The sequence below is a fragment of the Sphingobium sp. DC-2 genome (assembly GCF_000722555.1).
Classification (GTDB): Bacteria; Pseudomonadota; Alphaproteobacteria; order Sphingomonadales; family Sphingomonadaceae; genus Sphingobium; species Sphingobium quisquiliarum.
On sequence record NZ_JNAC01000041.1, the window covers coordinates 1 to 15,315 of the forward strand.

Annotated in this window: 15 protein-coding genes and 1 tRNA gene; 7 read left to right on the plus strand and 9 right to left on the minus strand. The window is 64.6% G+C overall.

The features are described 5' to 3' along the window. The first annotated feature begins 160 nt into the window (after positions 1-160). Positions 161-1,477 carry a dicarboxylate/amino acid:cation symporter gene (locus ET21_RS0108375; protein ID WP_030539314.1) on the plus strand — a complete coding sequence of 439 codons (1,317 nt, stop codon included), beginning with the start codon at positions 161-163 and terminating at the stop codon, positions 1,475-1,477. Here ET21_RS0108375 and ET21_RS0108380 read toward each other — a convergent pair. The 6 genes from ET21_RS0108380 to ET21_RS0108405 all read right to left on the minus strand — a co-directional run bounded on the left by ET21_RS0108380 (position 1,440) and on the right by ET21_RS0108405 (position 8,406). After that, positions 1,440-2,009, minus strand: coding sequence for an NADPH-dependent FMN reductase (locus ET21_RS0108380; RefSeq protein ID WP_030539315.1), 570 nt, complete (start codon positions 2,007-2,009; stop codon positions 1,440-1,442). The genes ET21_RS0108375 and ET21_RS0108380 overlap by 38 nt on opposite strands. Before the next feature lie 402 nt (positions 2,010-2,411). Continuing rightward, positions 2,412-2,594, minus strand: coding sequence for a hypothetical protein (locus ET21_RS0108385; RefSeq protein ID WP_021239778.1), 183 nt, complete (start codon positions 2,592-2,594; stop codon positions 2,412-2,414). A 148-nt stretch (positions 2,595-2,742) separates the two neighbouring features. Further along, complete coding sequence (locus ET21_RS0108390; protein ID WP_021239779.1) at positions 2,743-4,032, minus strand: adenylosuccinate synthase; 1,290 nt, start codon at positions 4,030-4,032, stop codon at positions 2,743-2,745. A 235-nt stretch (positions 4,033-4,267) separates the two neighbouring features. Beyond that, on the minus strand, positions 4,268-5,398 hold the full coding sequence (locus ET21_RS0108395; protein WP_030539316.1) for an ATP phosphoribosyltransferase regulatory subunit: 1,131 nt from the start codon (positions 5,396-5,398) through the stop codon (positions 4,268-4,270). Positions 5,399-5,521: 123 nt separating this feature from the next. After that, entirely contained in the window at positions 5,522-7,102 is a 1,581-nt protein-coding gene (gene serA, locus ET21_RS0108400; RefSeq protein WP_030539317.1) for a phosphoglycerate dehydrogenase, read from the minus strand. Between the two features lie 140 nt (positions 7,103-7,242). Continuing rightward, the gene (locus tag ET21_RS0108405) at positions 7,243-8,406 is read right to left on the minus strand and encodes a phosphoserine transaminase (protein WP_021239782.1); all 1,164 of its coding nucleotides are present in this window, start codon (positions 8,404-8,406) and stop codon (positions 7,243-7,245) included. Between the two features lie 176 nt (positions 8,407-8,582). Between ET21_RS0108405 and ET21_RS0108410 the strand changes: the two genes are divergently transcribed. From ET21_RS0108410 to ET21_RS0108430, 5 genes are all read left to right on the plus strand, one after another. Then, on the plus strand, positions 8,583-9,278 hold the full coding sequence (locus ET21_RS0108410) for an extensin family protein (protein ID WP_030539318.1): 696 nt from the start codon (positions 8,583-8,585) through the stop codon (positions 9,276-9,278). Positions 9,279-9,322: 44 nt separating this feature from the next. Beyond that, positions 9,323-10,201 carry an LOG family protein gene (locus tag ET21_RS0108415; RefSeq protein WP_030539319.1) on the plus strand — a complete coding sequence of 293 codons (879 nt, stop codon included), beginning with the start codon at positions 9,323-9,325 and terminating at the stop codon, positions 10,199-10,201. Between the two features lie 173 nt (positions 10,202-10,374). After that, positions 10,375-11,046: a pyrimidine 5'-nucleotidase gene (locus tag ET21_RS0108420; protein WP_030539320.1), complete on the plus strand. Its 672-nt coding sequence runs from the start codon at positions 10,375-10,377 to the stop codon at positions 11,044-11,046. Continuing rightward, a complete protein-coding gene (gene dapD / locus ET21_RS0108425) occupies positions 11,043-11,894 on the plus strand; it encodes a 2,3,4,5-tetrahydropyridine-2,6-dicarboxylate N-succinyltransferase (protein WP_030539321.1) in 852 nt (283 codons plus the stop codon). Before ET21_RS0108420 ends, dapD begins: the two co-directional genes overlap by 4 nt. Positions 11,895-12,026: 132 nt before the next feature. After that, positions 12,027-13,856 carry an ABC transporter ATP-binding protein/permease gene (locus ET21_RS0108430; protein WP_030539322.1) on the plus strand — a complete coding sequence of 610 codons (1,830 nt, stop codon included), beginning with the start codon at positions 12,027-12,029 and terminating at the stop codon, positions 13,854-13,856. A gap of 13 nt (positions 13,857-13,869) precedes the next feature. On the opposite strand, the gene ET21_RS0108435 is transcribed toward ET21_RS0108430, so the two are convergent. The 3 genes from ET21_RS0108435 to ET21_RS0108445 form a co-directional block, all read right to left on the minus strand. Next, positions 13,870-14,355: an Lrp/AsnC family transcriptional regulator gene (locus ET21_RS0108435; RefSeq protein ID WP_021239788.1), complete on the minus strand. Its 486-nt coding sequence runs from the start codon at positions 14,353-14,355 to the stop codon at positions 13,870-13,872. Next, the gene (locus ET21_RS0108440; protein WP_021239789.1) at positions 14,352-14,831 is read right to left on the minus strand and encodes an Lrp/AsnC family transcriptional regulator; all 480 of its coding nucleotides are present in this window, start codon (positions 14,829-14,831) and stop codon (positions 14,352-14,354) included. Before ET21_RS0108440 ends, ET21_RS0108435 begins: the two co-directional genes overlap by 4 nt. 153 nt (positions 14,832-14,984) lie before the next feature. Continuing rightward, a tRNA-Thr gene (locus ET21_RS0108445) sits at positions 14,985-15,059 on the minus strand. Positions 15,060-15,170: 111 nt separating this feature from the next. Here ET21_RS0108445 and ET21_RS28175 point away from each other — a divergent pair. Further along, a complete protein-coding gene (locus ET21_RS28175; protein ID WP_193378970.1) occupies positions 15,171-15,311 on the plus strand; it encodes a hypothetical protein in 141 nt (46 codons plus the stop codon). The last annotated feature ends 4 nt before the right edge of the window (positions 15,312-15,315 follow it).

The window sequence follows — 15,315 nt, forward strand, 5'->3', positions numbered from 1 at the left end:
ACCCGCCCATGGCCGCGCCGGCCTGGAACTGGCATCCGACATGGTGGAGGACGACCGGCGGCGCTAACCGGCCGGTCCGTCAGCCCGCCCGCATCCGCCCCGCTGCAACATTAGGCACGGTCAGCGGTTCATCGAAGATGCGCACCTCGGCAGGCACATCATGACGCGCGCGGGCAAGGCCGCCTTCTCCCTGCAATGGCAGATGCTGGCGGGCTTTCTCGCGGGGCTGGTCCTTGGCCTGATCGTCCATGCGAGCGCGCGGGACGCGGCCTGGGTCGATCATGTCACCACCTATGCGACGGGCCCGATCGGGCAAATCTTCCTGCGGCTGCTGTTCATGCTGGTCATCCCCCTGCTGGTCTCGGCACTGATCGTCGGCATCGCGGAAATGGGGGAGATGCGCGCGCTGCGGCGGGTCGGGCTCAAGACGCTTCTCTACACGCTGCTGGTGTCCAGCATCGCGGTCGCCATCAGCCTCGCCGTGGTCAACCTGCTGCGCCCCGGCGCGGGTGTCGATCCGGTTCAGGCGCAGGCGATGCTGGACAATGCCGGAGCAGGCGCGCACGCCATATTGGCGCGGGGCGGCGAAACGCCCCAGGGGATGAACGCCCTGATCGCGATGGTGCCCGACAACATCATCAGGGCGATGGCGGACAACGACATATTGGCCGTGATGGTCTTCGCCCTGTTCTTCGGCATCGGCCTGGTGCTGGTGCGCACCGACCACTCCAGACGGCTGCTGTCGGCGATGGAAGGGCTGTTCGAAGTCACCATGCGGCTGATGGGGCTGGTCATCCGGCTCGCGCCCGTCGCCATCGCCTGCTTCATGTTCAACCTTGCCGCGCAGTTCGGATGGGAATTGCTGGAGCGCCTGTCCGCCTATGTCGGCGTGGTGGTGCTGGCGCTGGCCCTCCAGATGATCGGCGTCTATTCTCTGCTGCTCGCCCTTATCGCGCGGCGTTCGCCGCTGGCCTTCTTCGCGGCCGCGCAGGAGGCGATGGTGATGGCCTTCGCCACGGCGTCGTCCAATGCGACGCTGCCCACCGCCATCCGCGTAGCGGAGGAAAAGCTGCACCTGCCCCGCCGCATCGCCCGCTTCGTGCTGACGATCGGCGCGACGGCGAACCAGAATGGAACCGCGATGTTCGAAGGCATCACGGTGCTTTTCCTCGCGCAATTCTTCGGCATCGAACTGGATTGGGCGCAGCAGTTGATGGTGATGCTGGTGTGCATCCTTGGCGGCGTTGGAACCGCCGGGATTCCGGCCGGATCGCTTCCGGTCGTGGCGATGATCCTGGGCATGGTGGGCGTGCCGCCCGAAGGCATCGGACTGGTGCTGGGGGTGGACCGCCTGCTCGATATGTGCCGCACGACGCTGAATGTCACGGGCGATCTGGTGGCGGCGACGGTCATCGCCTCGGGCGAGCCGCCCGAAAGCGTCAGCGCGCCGCCTTCGCCGCCTCCGCCCACCAGATGAGGCTGCTGGCAAAACCGGAAAAGCCGCGTTCGAGCGCCGCGCCTGCGTCCCCTTGCGGCTGGCCCTGCTCATCGATCGTCTGGCCGATCTGACCGGCGCTCAGCCGTTCGGGGATGACGGCCATGCCCATGGCTGACAGAGTCACCGTCCAGTCGGCATGGCTGTTCACCCCGGCATAGCGGCCCGCCGAATAGCTGGCGATACCGGCGGGGCGGCGGTCGAATTCCTTGAGATAATGGTCGACCAGATTCTTGAGCCCCGGCTGGATGCCGCGATTATATTCGCCCGCGACAAAGACGAAGGCGTCGGCGGCGGTCAGGCGTGCCGCAAGCGCGCTCATCGCTTCGGGCGCTTCGCCGGGCGCATAGTCGCTATAGCGCTGGTCGAGCATGGGAAGGCCCACCTGCATCGCATCCACAAGCTCAGCCTTGTGGCCGAGCTTTTGAAAGCCGCCGACAAGATAGCCGGCAAGGCGGATGCCCATGCGATTGCGGCGGTAGGAACCGTAGAGGACGAGGATGTCGAGGGACATGACAGGCTCCGTTGCTGGGCACGTGTTCGTTCCCGACCGTAGAGAATAGCGCTACCTCCAGCAATGGCACTGGCCGGGACCCGGCGTGGCCGAGCCTCATCCGACCGGCGAAGCCGCTTTTCAGGTTTCGCGCAGAGACGCAGAGGGCGCAGAGCGATCGCGTCCCGCCACCAAACTCTGCGCCTTCTGCGGGCTCTGCGCGCATTTATTTCACGCGGAGGCGCGGAGATGCTGCGTGCGGCACCATCGTCCGTCTTTCTCCCCTCGCCTCCAAATGCATGCTTTATTGGAAGCGCTACGCGGCCTTCCAATCACTCCGCGTCTCCGCGCCTCCGCGTGAAAATAAATTCTGAGCGCTAACATCAGCAGCCCGCCCGCCGAGCCAATGACGAACGAAAAACCCTATCGCAGCTTGGCGATGGAAAGCCCGTCCTGCTTGGCGCGGGCCTTCACTGACTCCTCGCTGCGGGTCAGCGCCTTGGCGATCGCCTTGAGCGCCATGCCCTTCTTGGCCAGCGTGTGGAGCTTTTGCAGCTCGTCCGCTGTCCAGGGCTGCTTGTGACGCTCGAATCGTTTGTCAGTCATGGCATAAGCATGTGTGGATATTCAGTTCAGGGCGAGGCGAAAATGCCGGGGTTCGAGAACCGGCGCGCAGCGTGCTTCCGGCACGTGAGCACCGGAAGCGCTGAAAACCGGCATTTGCAGCCCGCGCTGGGCTGAATAGCCGCACATGCTAGTCTGCGAAGGGGTCGCGGACGAGGATGGTGTCCTCGCGCTCGGGGCTGGTGGAAACGAGCGTGACCGGGCAGCCGATCAGTTCCTCGATCCGGCGGATATATTTGATCGCCTGCGCGGGCAGGTCGGCCCAGCTGCGGGCCCCCGCCGTGGTGTCCTGCCAGCCTTCGATGTCCTCATAGATCGGCTCCGCCTTCGCCTGGTCCTGCGCATGGGCGGGGAGGTAATCATAGCTCTGGTCGCCGATGCGGTAGCCGACGCAGATTTTCAGCGTCTCAAAGCCGTCGAGAACGTCGAGCTTCGTGAGCGCGATGCCGGTGACGCCCGACACGGCGACCGACTGGCGCACCAGCACGGCGTCGAACCAGCCGCAGCGGCGCTTGCGTCCGGTGACGGTGCCGAATTCATGGCCGCGCTCGCCCAGGCGCTGGCCTACGTCATTTTCCTGCTCGGTCGGGAAAGGACCGGAGCCGACGCGCGTCGTATAGGCCTTGACGATGCCCAGCACGAAGCCCGCGCCATTGGGGCCAAGGCCGGTGCCGCTCGCCGCCGTGCCCGCGACCGTGTTGGACGAGGTGACGAAGGGATAGGTGCCGTGGTCGATGTCGAGCAGGGTCCCCTGCGCGCCTTCGAACAGGATGCGCTTGCCTTCGGCCTTCGCCTTGTTGAGCGTCAGCCATACGGGCTTGACGAAAGGCAGGATGAAGCTGGCGATGTCGCGCAACTCCGCCATCAGCGCGTCGCGGTCGATCGGGGCTTCGTTGAAACCGGCGCGCAGGGCGTCGTGGTGGGCGGTCAGGCGGTCGAGCTGCGGACCCAGGTCGTCGAGATGGGCAAGGTCGCAGACGCGGATCGCGCGGCGGCCGACCTTGTCCTCATAGGCCGGACCAATGCCGCGGCGGGTGGTGCCGATCTTGCCCGCGCCGCTCGCATCCTCGCGCAGGCCGTCCAGGTCGCGGTGAAAGGGCAGGATCAGCGGGCAGGTTTCGGCGATCTGGAGATTCTCCTGAGTGATCTCCACACCCTGCCCCCTGAGCTTCGCCACCTCATCCCGGAAGTGCCAGGGGTCGAGGACCACGCCATTGCCGATGACGCTCAACGTACCACGGACGATGCCCGAAGGGAGCAGCGAGAGCTTGTAGACCTTCTCCCCCACGACCAGTGTATGCCCGGCATTATGGCCGCCCTGGAAGCGGGCGACGACATCGGCGCGCTCCGACAGCCAATCGACTATTTTACCCTTGCCTTCGTCGCCCCATTGGGCGCCGATCACGGTCACATTTGCCACAGATACAGTCCTCCGCCCGCCGCGCGGACCGGCCATGCCCTTCGACGGGACTCGGCATGCCGGTGGGATCAAGTTGGGCGCGAACGCCTCATGCGGGCCGCGCGTTAGCCCTGTGAGCGTGGCGCGTCAAGCGTGCTGCGGTGCAACCAATCGTCCGTTCGTTTCGATCATAGTCGAGAAACGCAAGAACAGCGCTTGCCGCTTCTCGACTACGTTCGAAGCGAACGGAGCAGAATCAATAAGGCCGGGGCTCCTCCCCATCCATCCAGTGGGTGCAGCGCAGCGCTTCGCCATCTTCCTGCCCCGTCAGCGCGGCGACCGTCTGCCACCCTTCCCCGCGAAGTTGCGCGGCGCGACTTTGATCATGATGGAGGGGCAGAAAGAGCCGCCTGGGCGCCTCCGCACCGAACCCCGCGTCGATCAGCGGATCGGGGTAGAGGGAAAAACCCATGGCGGGTTCTTCCGAACCGTCCGCGCGGGTGATGGCGTAGCTGCCGCCCCGGCCGATCTCGCCGGTGAAGCCTTCGGCGAAGATCGAGAAGCCGAACCAGTTCTGATATTCGAAGCCATGACGCTCGGTGGGATCGAGCGTCAGGGTGATATCCCAGCCGATCGGCTTTGCGATGGCTCGCAGACCAGCGATACGGCTGTCGATCGCACCGCCGAGCCGGGCATTGAGCGCTTCGAGCTTTTCCATCGCGGGATGGAAGGGCCCGGCTGCCTCGATCAGCGGGAGATAGGCGGCGGCGGCCGGGCTGATCGCCGCGAGCGCACCTGCATCCTTGGCGTCCAGTTCGGCGCGGACAGCCTCGATTTCTTCTGGCGCGAGCGGGAGCGGACCGGCGGCAAGCCCATCGATCAGGTCCGGCAGGGTGAAGTCGATGGTGATGCCGGTGACGCCCGCAGCCTGAAGGGCCTCGATCGCGACGTTGACGATCTCCACCGCCGCCGCGCTGCTGTCGCTGCCGATGAGTTCAGCGCCGACCTGAAGGCGTTCGCGTTCGGGGCGGAGCTGATTCGCGCGCAGGCGGATGACGGGGCCTCCATAGGAGAGGCGCAGCGGGCGCGGCGCGCTGGCGAGGCGGGTGGCGGCGATGCGGCCTACCTGCGCGGTCATGTCGGGGCGGAGCGCCAGGCTGCGCTGCGACACGGGATCGACGGCGCGGACCAGATCCTGCGCGCGCATGGATTTGAGGCGGCCGACGAGCGTTTCCTCAAACTCGGCGAGCGGGGGCATGACACGTTCATAGCCATGGGCGGCGACCGTATCGAGCACGCGGCGCGCAAGCCGCGCTGAGGCTTCGGCCTGCGGCGGCAGGCGGTCGGAGAGCCCTTCGGGAAGGAGGCCGGGGGGGATGCTGGTCATGGGCTGGCCTTTAGGCAACATCGGCCAGATTATCCAGCCTCCGTTCAGTTCGAGCTGGTCGAGAAACGGTCAGAGCAACCGTTTCTCGACTTCGCTCGAAACGAACGGGGATCAGGAGATAGTTCAGGCGAAGCGCAGCAGTTTGACCGTCTTCACGCCTGTGAGCTTGCAGATGTCGGCAAGCACTTCCTCGCTCACCGCGCCATCGACCGAGAGCAGCAGCACGGCTTCGCCACCCTGATTGCGGCGGCCAAGGTGGAAGGTGCCGATGTTGACATTGGCCTCGCCCAGCGTCGAACCCAGGCGGCCGATGAAGCCGGGCGCGTCCTGATTGACGATGTAGAGCATGTGCCCGGCAAGGTCGGCTTCCACCTTGATGCCGAACAGTTCGACCAGGCGCGGCTGCGCATTGCCGAACAGCGTGCCCGCGACCGACTTGTCGCCAGCCTCCGTCTTGACCGTCACGCGGACGAGGGTCTGATAGTCGCCCTCGCGATCGTGACGCACTTCGCGCACGTCAAGGCCGCGTTCCTTCGCCAGGAAGGGCGCGTTGACCATGTTCACCGTGTCCGAATAGACGCGCATCAGACCAGCCAGCACCGCAGCGGTGATCGGCTTCTGGTTGAGTTCGGCGGCATGACCTTCGACCTCGACCGAAACGCCCTGGATCTTGTCGCCTTCCAACTGGCCAACGAGGCTGCCCAGTTCCTCCGCCAGAGCCATGTAAGGCTTGAGCTTCGGGGCTTCCTCGGCCGACAGGCTGGGCACGTTCAGCGCGTTGGTGATGCCGCCGTCGAGCAGATAGTCGCTAAGCTGCTCGGCCACCTGGAGCGCCACGTTCACCTGCGCCTCGTCGGTCGACGCGCCCAGATGCGGGGTGCAGATGAAGTTGGGCGTGCCGAACAGCGGCGATTCCTTGGCCGGTTCAGTCGCGAACACGTCAAGCGCGGCGCCAGCGACATGGCCCGAATCCAGCGCTTCCTTGAGCGCGGCTTCATCCACCAGACCGCCACGGGCGCAGTTGATGATGCGCACGCCCTTCTTGGTCTTGGCGAGATTTTCCTTGCTGAGGATGTTGCGGGTCTGATCGGTCAGCGGCGTGTGCAGCGTGATGAAGTCCGCCTTCGCCAGCAGCGTGTCGAGATCGGCCTTTTCCACGCCCATTTCCACGGCGCGTTCCGGCGTCAGGAAAGGATCGAAGGCGACGACCTTCATCTTGAGGCCGAGCGCGCGGCTGGCGACGATCGAGCCGATATTGCCCGCGCCGATCAGGCCCAGCGTCTTGCCGGTGACTTCAACGCCCATGAAGCCGTTCTTCGGCCACAGACCCTGCTGGGTCTGGGCATTGGCTTCGGGGAGCTGGCGAGCCAGCGCGAACATCAGCGCAATGGCATGTTCGGCGGTTGTGATCGAGTTGCCGAACGGGGTGTTCATGACGATCACGCCCTTGGCCGAAGCCGCCGGAATATCGACATTATCGACGCCAATGCCCGCGCGGCCGATGACCTTGAGGTTGGTTGCGGCGTCAAGAATATCCTTGGTGACCTTGGTCGAGCTGCGGATGGCGAGGCCGTCATATTGGCCGATGATCGCCTTCAACTCTTCCGGGGTCTGGCCGGTAATCTCGTCAACCTCGACCCCGCGTTCACGGAAGATCGCGGCGGCGCGGGGGTCCATCTTGTCGGAAATGAGTACCTTGGGCATGGGAATGCTCCTTACTGGAATATGGGAAAGCCGTTCGGGCTGAGCAAAGTCGAAGCCTTCAACTGAGCGAAGCGAAGTGGCCTCCCCAATGGTCGGCCAAGCCCTTCGACTTCGCTCAGGGCGAACGGAATTAGGAGATGTTAAGCAGCCTTGGCCGTTGCATAGGCCCAATCGAGCCACGGACCCAGCGCCTCGATATCGGCGGTTTCGACCGTCGCGCCGCACCAGATGCGCAGGCCTGCCGGAGCGTCGCGATAACCAGCGACGTCATAGGCGGCGCCTTCCTTTTCCAGCAGGCCAGCCATGCTCTTGATGAAGGCTTCGTCCGCCCCCTCGACCGTCAGGCAGACGCTGGTGGTCGAACGGGTCGCAGGATCGGCGGCGAGATGGCCGAGCCAGTCGCGCTCCTCGACGATCTTGTTCAACGCCGCCGCATTGGCGTTGCTGCGCGCGATCAGGCCTTTGAGGCCGCCCAGAGACTTGCCCCATTCAAGCGCGAAGATCGCGTCCTCGACCGCCAGCATGGAGGGCGTGTTGATCGTCTCGCCCTTGAAAATGCCTTCGGCGAGCTTGCCCTTCGCCATCAGGCGGAAAACCTTCGGCAGCGGCCAGGACGGAGTATGGGTTTCGAGCCGCTCGACCGCGCGCGGGCCGAGGATCAGCACGCCGTGGCCACCCTCACCGCCCAGCACCTTCTGCCAGGAAAAGGTGGCGACGTCGATCTTGGTCCAGTCGATCTCATAGGCGAAGACGCCGCTGGTGGCGTCGGCAAAGGTCAGGCCTTCACGCGTCGCAGGAATCCAGTCGGCGTTCGGCACGCGCACGCCGGAGGTGGTGCCGTTCCAGGTGAACAGCACGTCGTTGGAGAAATCGACGGTGGAAAGGTCGGGCAGCTGGCCATAGTCAGCGCGAATGATCGTCGGGTCGAGCTTCAACTGCTTGGCGGCGTCCGTCACCCAGCCTTCACCGAAGCTCTCCCAGGCGAGCGTCGTGACGGGGCGGGCGCCCAGCATCGTCCACATCGCCATTTCGAAGGCGCCGGTGTCGGAACCGGGAACGATGCCGATGCGGTGGGTGTCGGGCAGGTTCAGCAGCTCGCGCATCAGGTCGATGCAGTAGCCGAGGCGGGCCTTGCCGATCTTGGCGCGATGCGAGCGGCCGAGGGATTCAGCGCTCAGCTTGCCGGCGCTCCAGCCCGGAGGCTTGGCGCAAGGACCCGAAGAAAAATAGGGGCGAGCCGGCTTGGTGGCGGGCTTGGCCGCGGCGGGCGCAAGAGTGGCGTCGGCAGCAGTCGTATCAGTCATGTAATGCGTCTCCTTGCAGAGAGCACGCGCGGCGTTGGGACCGCGTGGCCCGGCGGCCGCTCTAAAGACCGCCGGGCAAGAGTCAAGCCGCCAAAGAGTCCAATCGACGCTCTGGATGCGATGAACCGTTGCGCTTGTTAACCCACAGGATAGCAGAGCATGGTAAATGGTCGCTCATGAAAGAGCGGGCTTGGGGGAAAGCGGTAATGCGCGGCGCGGGGCAAGCGGGCCTGCTGTCGCTATGTCTGGCGTTGGCGTCGTGCAGCGGGGACATCGTGCCGCGCGGCCGGGTCGAGCGCCCGTCCAAGCCGGTCAAGAGCGCGCGCCCCGCCGCACCGCCGCCCATGGAATTGCGGCAATGCCTGGTGAAGCTGCAATCGCAATCCGTGCTGTTCACCCCCCTGCCCGATCAGAATTTCGGCGGCGGCTGTTCGGCGAAGGGCAGCGTCAAGCTGCTCGACATCGGCGTTCCCGCCACCAATTTGGGGGCGATGACATGCGGTCTTGCGGCCAATTTCGCTGCCTGGGCGCGTTATGGGGTGCAACCCGCCGCGCGGCTGATCCTGGGAGCGGAGATCGAAAAGATCGAAACCTTCGGCACCTATAATTGCCGCCCGATCGCGGGGAGCGGGAAGCTTTCCGAACATGCGCACAGCAATGCGGTGGACGTGTCGGCCTTCGTCCTGTCGGACGGGCGGCGGATCACGATCGAGCAGGGCTGGAACGGCGATCGCCAGACGCGGCAGTTCCTGCAAATCGTGCGGGCCAGCGCCTGCAAACGGTTCCGCACCGTGCTGAGCCCCGACTATAATGTCGCGCATCGCGATCATTTCCATTTCGACATGGGAGGGCGCGGCGGCTTCTGCCGCTGAACGCCCCCTTGGGTTTTACGGCCCGCGCGCCTAAGTTCAGTGCGATGACAAAAAAAGAAATCGAAGAACGCAAATTCCGTCCTGCGCGGCAGGAAGCCGCCGACGCCCAGAAGCAAGCCGGAACCCCGCAGACCAGCAGCGCCGCCTATCGCCTGGCCTTTCAGGACACGGAATTCCTGTTGCGGGAGGATTTGCGGCCCGTGCGGTTCCAGCTGGAATTGCTGAAACCCCAATTGCTGATGGACGAAGCCCGGATCGAATCGACCTTCGTATTTTACGGGTCGGCTCGCATCCCGGAGCCCGATCAGGTGCAGGCGCGGATCGAGGCCGCGACGACGCCCGAACAGCGGCGGATCGCGGAGAATCTTGGGCGGAAGGCCCGCTATTATGAGGAAGCCCGCAGGCTGGCGCGAATCGCGGCGCAATATCCGGTGACGGAAGCGGGGTGCCGCCATTTCGTGGTCTGTTCGGGTGGAGGGCCGTCCATCATGGAGGCGGCCAATCGTGGCGCGGCGGATGTAGGCGCGCAGACGATCGGCATGAACATCGTGCTGCCGCATGAACAAGCACCCAACCGATTCGTGACGCCGGAGCTTTCCTTCCAGTTCCACTATTTTGCGCTCAGGAAGATGCACTTCCTGCTTCGCGCGCGGGCGCTGGCCGTGTTTCCCGGCGGCTTCGGCACCTTGGATGAGATGTTCGAGCTGCTGACCCTCATCCAGACCGGCAAGATGAAGCCGATTCCGGTGCTGCTGTTCGGGCGGGACTTCTGGACGCGGGTGGTGGATTTCGATGCACTGGCGGACGAAGGAGTGATTTCGCCTTCGGACCTGAATTTGCTGACATGGGTCGAAACGGCCGAGGAAGCCTGGGCGGCGGTGCAGACTTTCTATGAGGATAGCGCTGCGCCCGGATGCGGGTGAACTTAGCGGCACAGCCTCTTGAAAAATCTTTGCGTTCTCTGCGCCTCTGCGCGAACAATTTTTTGCGCGCAGGGGCGTAAAGAACGCAGAGAGAAAGATTTGAGGCCGCTTTGCGTCAGGGTCGTGGCTGCCATGCCCTTGCCTCCCTCGGCTCACAAGACTAGGGCCCCGCCATGCGCGCCGAGCTTGCCCATGTCGATTGCTGGATCTTCGATCTGGACAATACGCTTTACCCGGCGAAGGCGGACCTGTTCGCGCTGATCGACGTCAAGATGGGCGAATTCATCCAGGGCCTGCTGGGCTGCGACCCGGACGTCGCCAAGGCCACGCAGAAACGTTACTTCATGGAACATGGCACGACGCTGTCGGGCCTGATGCACCATCACGGCATAGAGCCGCGCGCCTTCCTCGACTATGTGCACGATATTTCGATGGACCGGCTGGAGGTGGACGAGGCGCTGAACGCGCATATCGCCGCCTTGCCGGGCCGCCGCCTGATCTTCACCAATGGCGATGCGGCCTATGCGGGGCGGGTGCTCGACAAGCTGGGCCTTTCCGGCGCGTTCGAACTGATCCACGACATCCATGCCTGCCAATATGTTCCGAAGCCCGATCCGTCGGGCTATGCCGAACTGTGCCGCGTCCATGGCGTGGACCCGTCGCGCGCAGCCTTTTTCGAGGATATGGCGCGCAACCTGAAGCCCGCCAAGGCGATCGGCATGTCCACCATCTGGGTGAACAACGGGTCCGAGGCGGGCAATCACGAACATCACCCGGACTTCATCGATTTCGAAACCGGCCATCTGACGCCGTTCCTGACCGACATCATTGGGGAAAAACCATGAGCCAAGATCTGATCGCGACCATCGACGCTGCCTGGGAAGACCGGGCCAATGTCAGCCTGACGACGCAGGGCGAAGTGCGTCAGGCCGTGGACAAGGCGCTGGCCCTGCTGGACAGCGGCGCGGCGCGGGTCGCCGAACCCACGGGTGCTGAAGGTTCTGGCGGCTGGCAGGTCAATCAGTGGCTGAAGAAGGCGGTGCTGCTGTCCTTCCGTCTCAACGACAATGTCATGATCGGCAATGGTCCGGGCGCTGGCCACTGGTGGGACAAGGTGCCCAGCAAGTTCGCAGGCTGGGACGAAGCGGCCTTTCGCGCCGCCGGTTTCCGCGCGGTTCCGGGCAGCTTTGCGCGGGCGGGGTCGCACATCGCGAAGAATGTCATCCTGATGCCGAGCTTCGTCAATATCGGCGCTTTCGTCGATGAAGGCACGATGGTCGATACCTGGGTGACGGTGGGCAGTTGCGCACAGATCGGCAAGAATGTGCACCTGTCGGGCGGCGTCGGTATCGGCGGCGTGCTGGAGCCGTTGCAGGCCGACCCGGTCATCATCGAGGATGACTGCTTCATCGGCGCGCGGTCGGAAGTGGTGGAAGGCGTGCGCATCGGCAAGGGTTCGGTGCTGTCGATGGGCGTCTTCATCGGCCAGTCGACCAAGATCGTGGACCGCACCACCGGCGAAGTTTTCATGGGTGAAGTACCATCTTACTCGGTCGTGGTGCCGGGGTCGCTTCCGGGCAAGCCGCTGCCCGACGGGACGCCGGGGCCGAGCCTCTATTGCGCGGTAATCGTGAAGCGGGTGGACGCGCAGACCCGGTCCAAGACGGGGATCAACGAACTGCTGCGGGATTGATTTCCCGCTACTCCCCTGCCGCTAGCGGGAGGGCAGCCTGACAGAGCGATCGCTTCGCGATCATACACACCCCAGCCCCTCCCTTGACGGGAGGGGCTTATAAGATTAGCGGCGCTCGCTTACATAGCCCCAATGCCGCCTTCCACCCCCGACAACAGCCCCCTTCCGCCCGTCTGGGCGACCTTGCGGCGGTTTCTTCCCTATCTCTGGCCATCCGACGCCCCGGCGCTGCGGCGGCGGGTGTCCATCGCCATGCTGCTGGTGGTGCTGGCGAAGGCCATCAGCCTGGCCATGCCCTTCGCCTACAAGGCCGCGATCGACCGCATGGCGCCGGGCATGGAGCCAGCCGTCGCGCTCGCCATAGCGCTGGTCGCCGCCTATGCGGGCGCGCGGTTCGGCAGCGTCCTCTTCGACAATCTGCGCAATGCCGTGTTCGAGCGGGTGGGGCAGGAAGCCGGGCGGCGGCTGTCGGACGATGTGTTCGTCCATCTCCACCGCCTGTCGCTGCGCTTCCATCTCGACCGGCGGACGGGCGCGGTCACGAAGATCGTCGAGCGCGGCACGAAAAGCATCGACACGATGCTCTATTTCCTGCTGTTCAACATCGCGCCGACGGTGCTGGAACTGGCGGCGGTCTGCGTCATCTTCTTCGTGAAGTTCGGGCCCGGCCTGGTCATCGCGACCCTGGTCATGGTGGCGCTCTACATCTGGTTCACCCGCACCGTCACCGAATGGCGCAACCAGTTGCGCCGCGACATGGTGGACATGGACACCAACGCCGTCGCCCATGCCGTGGACAGCCTGCTCAATTTCGAAACGGTCAAATATTTCGGCGCGGAGGAGCGGGAAGCCGCCCGCTACGGCACGGCCATGCGCCGCTATGCCAACGCCGCGGTCAAGTCGGAAAACAGCCTCGCCTGGCTCAACATCGGCCAGTCGCTGATCACCAACCTGATGATGGCGGGAGCGATGGGCTATACCGTCTGGGGATGGAGCCGGGGCAGCTTCACCACCGGCGACGTGGTGCTCGTGAATACGTTGCTTAGCCAGCTATTCAGGCCGTTAGACCTGCTGGGCATGGTGTACCGCACCATCCGGCAGGGCCTGATCGACATGGAGGCGATGTATAACCTCATCGACACGCAGGCCGAGATCGCCGACGCTCCGGGGGCTCCGGCCTTGAAGGTGACGGCGGGCGAGGTGCGTTTCGACCATGTGCGCTTCGGCTATGATCCCGACCGGGAGATATTGCATGATGTCAGCTTCACCGTCCCGCCCGGAAAGACGCTGGCGATCGTCGGGCCTTCGGGCGCTGGCAAGTCCACGATCGCGCGAACCCTGTTCCGCTTCTACGACATTCAGGGCGGCCGCATCCTGATCGACGGGCAGGACATAGCTCAGGTCACGCAATCGTCGCTGCGCGCGTCGATCGGCATCGTGCCGCAGGACATGGTGCTGTTCAACGACACGGTCGGCTATAATATCGGCTATGGCCGCGCGGGCGCGACGCAGGCGGAGATCGAGGCGGCGGCCATGGCAGCGTCCATCCACGACTTCATCATGCGCCTGCCGCAGGGCTATGACACGCGGGTGGGGGAGCGCGGACTCAAGCTGTCAGGCGGCGAAAAGCAGCGCGTGGCGATCGCCCGCACGCTGCTCAAGGACCCGCCGGTGCTGGTGCTGGACGAGGCGACCAGCGCGCTCGACAGCCGGACCGAGACGGAGATTCAGGACGTGCTGCGCAACATCGCGCGCAAACGCACGACCTTGATCGTCGCGCACCGCCTGTCCACCGTCGTCGATGCGGACGAGATCATCGTTCTGGATCAGGGGCGCATCATCGAGCGCGGGCGCCATGCCGATCTGGTGCGGGCGGACGGGCTTTATGCCGCCATGTGGGCGCGGCAGGCAACCGAGCGGGATGAGCCTGTCATGGAACCCGCCTACTCCACCCTGCACTAGCAACGATGGGCATTCAGCCCTGGGACAAGGTGTCGGCGTCGGTGATCCGCACCACCCTGTTGCTGATCTTGACCGTCTTCACCACCAGCGACGTTTCGACATGAGTGACGCCCTCGACCTCCAATATCCTGCCCGACGCCAGCCGGTGAAGGTCGTCGAGATCGTGATAAAGACAGGTCGCCATGACGTTGAACGGGCCAAGCATGATCATCACCGCCTTCACGAGCGGGATGTCAGCAATGTCGCGCGCGATGCGGCGGACATGGGCGGTGTCCGCCTGAATGGCCATGAAGGCGATATTGGCGGCCTTTTCCAGCTTCATGCCGGTCAGCGCGGTGAAGGCGATCAGCTTTTCCTGCTGCAAGCGCTTGATCCGCCCCCGCACCGTGCCTTCGTTGACGCCAAGGTCGCTTGCGATCTTGCGGTTCGAAACGCGCGCATCCTGCGCCAATATGCCGATCAGCTGGCGGTCGAGATCATCCAGTTCCGGCCTGCTCATGCCGCGCTCCTGCTGTCGACCGGCCCTGTGTCCAGCGCATAGCGGACGATGTCCAGCCCAACGGCAGGGGTCATCGACTTGATGCCGGGCACCTTGGCGAATGTGCCGGTGATGAGCGGCGGCAGTTCGTCAATGTCCCGCAGCGTCAGCAGCAGGCTGATCTCATAACTGCCCGTCACCAGATGCGCCGCGAAGACTTCGGGAAAGACGGCCAGGTCCTCCGCCACCTCCAGCGCCGGACGGCCGCTGACCTGGACCGCGAGGTGGATGAGGATATGATAACCATGGACCGCGAAGTCCGACACGGCGACGACGCGCAGCATGCCCGCTTCCTCCATCCGCCGGATGCGCGTGGACACGGTGGAAGCGATCAGATTGAGGGATTCGGCGATCTGCTGGTTGGTCGCCCGGCCATTTCGCCGCAACTGCTCGACAATCTTCCGGTCCGTCTCATCGAACGCGAACATATCGTTCATATAGTTATTCAACCCCTTTTCGGCCGCCGGTCTTGCCAGCAAAGGGCCGGAAGGTCGAATCGAAACAACAGCGCGAAGCGCAGCGCCGCCCGGCCCGCGCGATCAACAATGTTCAGGAAGGCCCGCTTGTGCGGCCATAATGATGAGGGGAAATGGTGCTGCCGGTGAGGATTGAACTCACGACCTCAGCCTTACCAAGGATGCGCTCTACCACTGAGCTACGGCAGCACTTCACCATTTTCCACAGCCATGCGGCTGCGGAGCCGGGCCTATGGCCGCGTGTGTCCGGCTTGTCAAGGCGGTTGCGGCGGCCGGGCGGATTTGCTTTAGGCTTGGCCCATGACAAGCGGACGGGACGATCGCAAGGAGCGGCTGGCGCAGGCGCTGCGCGACAATTTGCGCCGCCGCAAGGCGCAGGCTCGCGCGGGCGCGGCCGAATCGCCGCCCGTGGAACCCGGCAGCGATCGCCGCGATCATTAGGGCG

Excerpts from the sequence above, each read along its gene's own strand:
- ET21_RS0108375 (WP_030539314.1), top strand. The coding sequence starts at position 161 with ATGACGCGCGCGGGCAAGGCCGCCTTCTCCCTGCAATGGCAGATGCTG.
- ET21_RS0108380 (WP_030539315.1), bottom strand. The coding sequence starts at position 2,009 with ATGTCCCTCGACATCCTCGTCCTCTACGGTTCCTACCGCCGCAATCGC.
- ET21_RS0108385 (WP_021239778.1), bottom strand. The coding sequence starts at position 2,594 with ATGACTGACAAACGATTCGAGCGTCACAAGCAGCCCTGGACAGCGGAC.
- ET21_RS0108395 (WP_030539316.1), bottom strand. The coding sequence starts at position 5,398 with ATGACCAGCATCCCCCCCGGCCTCCTTCCCGAAGGGCTCTCCGACCGC.
- serA (WP_030539317.1), bottom strand. The coding sequence starts at position 7,102 with ATGCCCAAGGTACTCATTTCCGACAAGATGGACCCCCGCGCCGCCGCG.
- ET21_RS0108405 (WP_021239782.1), bottom strand. The coding sequence starts at position 8,406 with ATGACTGATACGACTGCTGCCGACGCCACTCTTGCGCCCGCCGCGGCC.
- ET21_RS0108410 (WP_030539318.1), top strand. The coding sequence starts at position 8,583 with ATGAAAGAGCGGGCTTGGGGGAAAGCGGTAATGCGCGGCGCGGGGCAA.
- ET21_RS0108415 (WP_030539319.1), top strand. The coding sequence starts at position 9,323 with ATGACAAAAAAAGAAATCGAAGAACGCAAATTCCGTCCTGCGCGGCAG.
- ET21_RS0108420 (WP_030539320.1), top strand. The coding sequence starts at position 10,375 with ATGCGCGCCGAGCTTGCCCATGTCGATTGCTGGATCTTCGATCTGGAC.
- dapD (WP_030539321.1), top strand. The coding sequence starts at position 11,043 with ATGAGCCAAGATCTGATCGCGACCATCGACGCTGCCTGGGAAGACCGG.
- ET21_RS0108430 (WP_030539322.1), top strand. The coding sequence starts at position 12,027 with ATGCCGCCTTCCACCCCCGACAACAGCCCCCTTCCGCCCGTCTGGGCG.
- ET21_RS0108435 (WP_021239788.1), bottom strand. The coding sequence starts at position 14,355 with ATGAGCAGGCCGGAACTGGATGATCTCGACCGCCAGCTGATCGGCATA.
- ET21_RS0108440 (WP_021239789.1), bottom strand. The coding sequence starts at position 14,831 with ATGAACGATATGTTCGCGTTCGATGAGACGGACCGGAAGATTGTCGAG.
- ET21_RS28175 (WP_193378970.1), top strand. The coding sequence starts at position 15,171 with ATGACAAGCGGACGGGACGATCGCAAGGAGCGGCTGGCGCAGGCGCTG.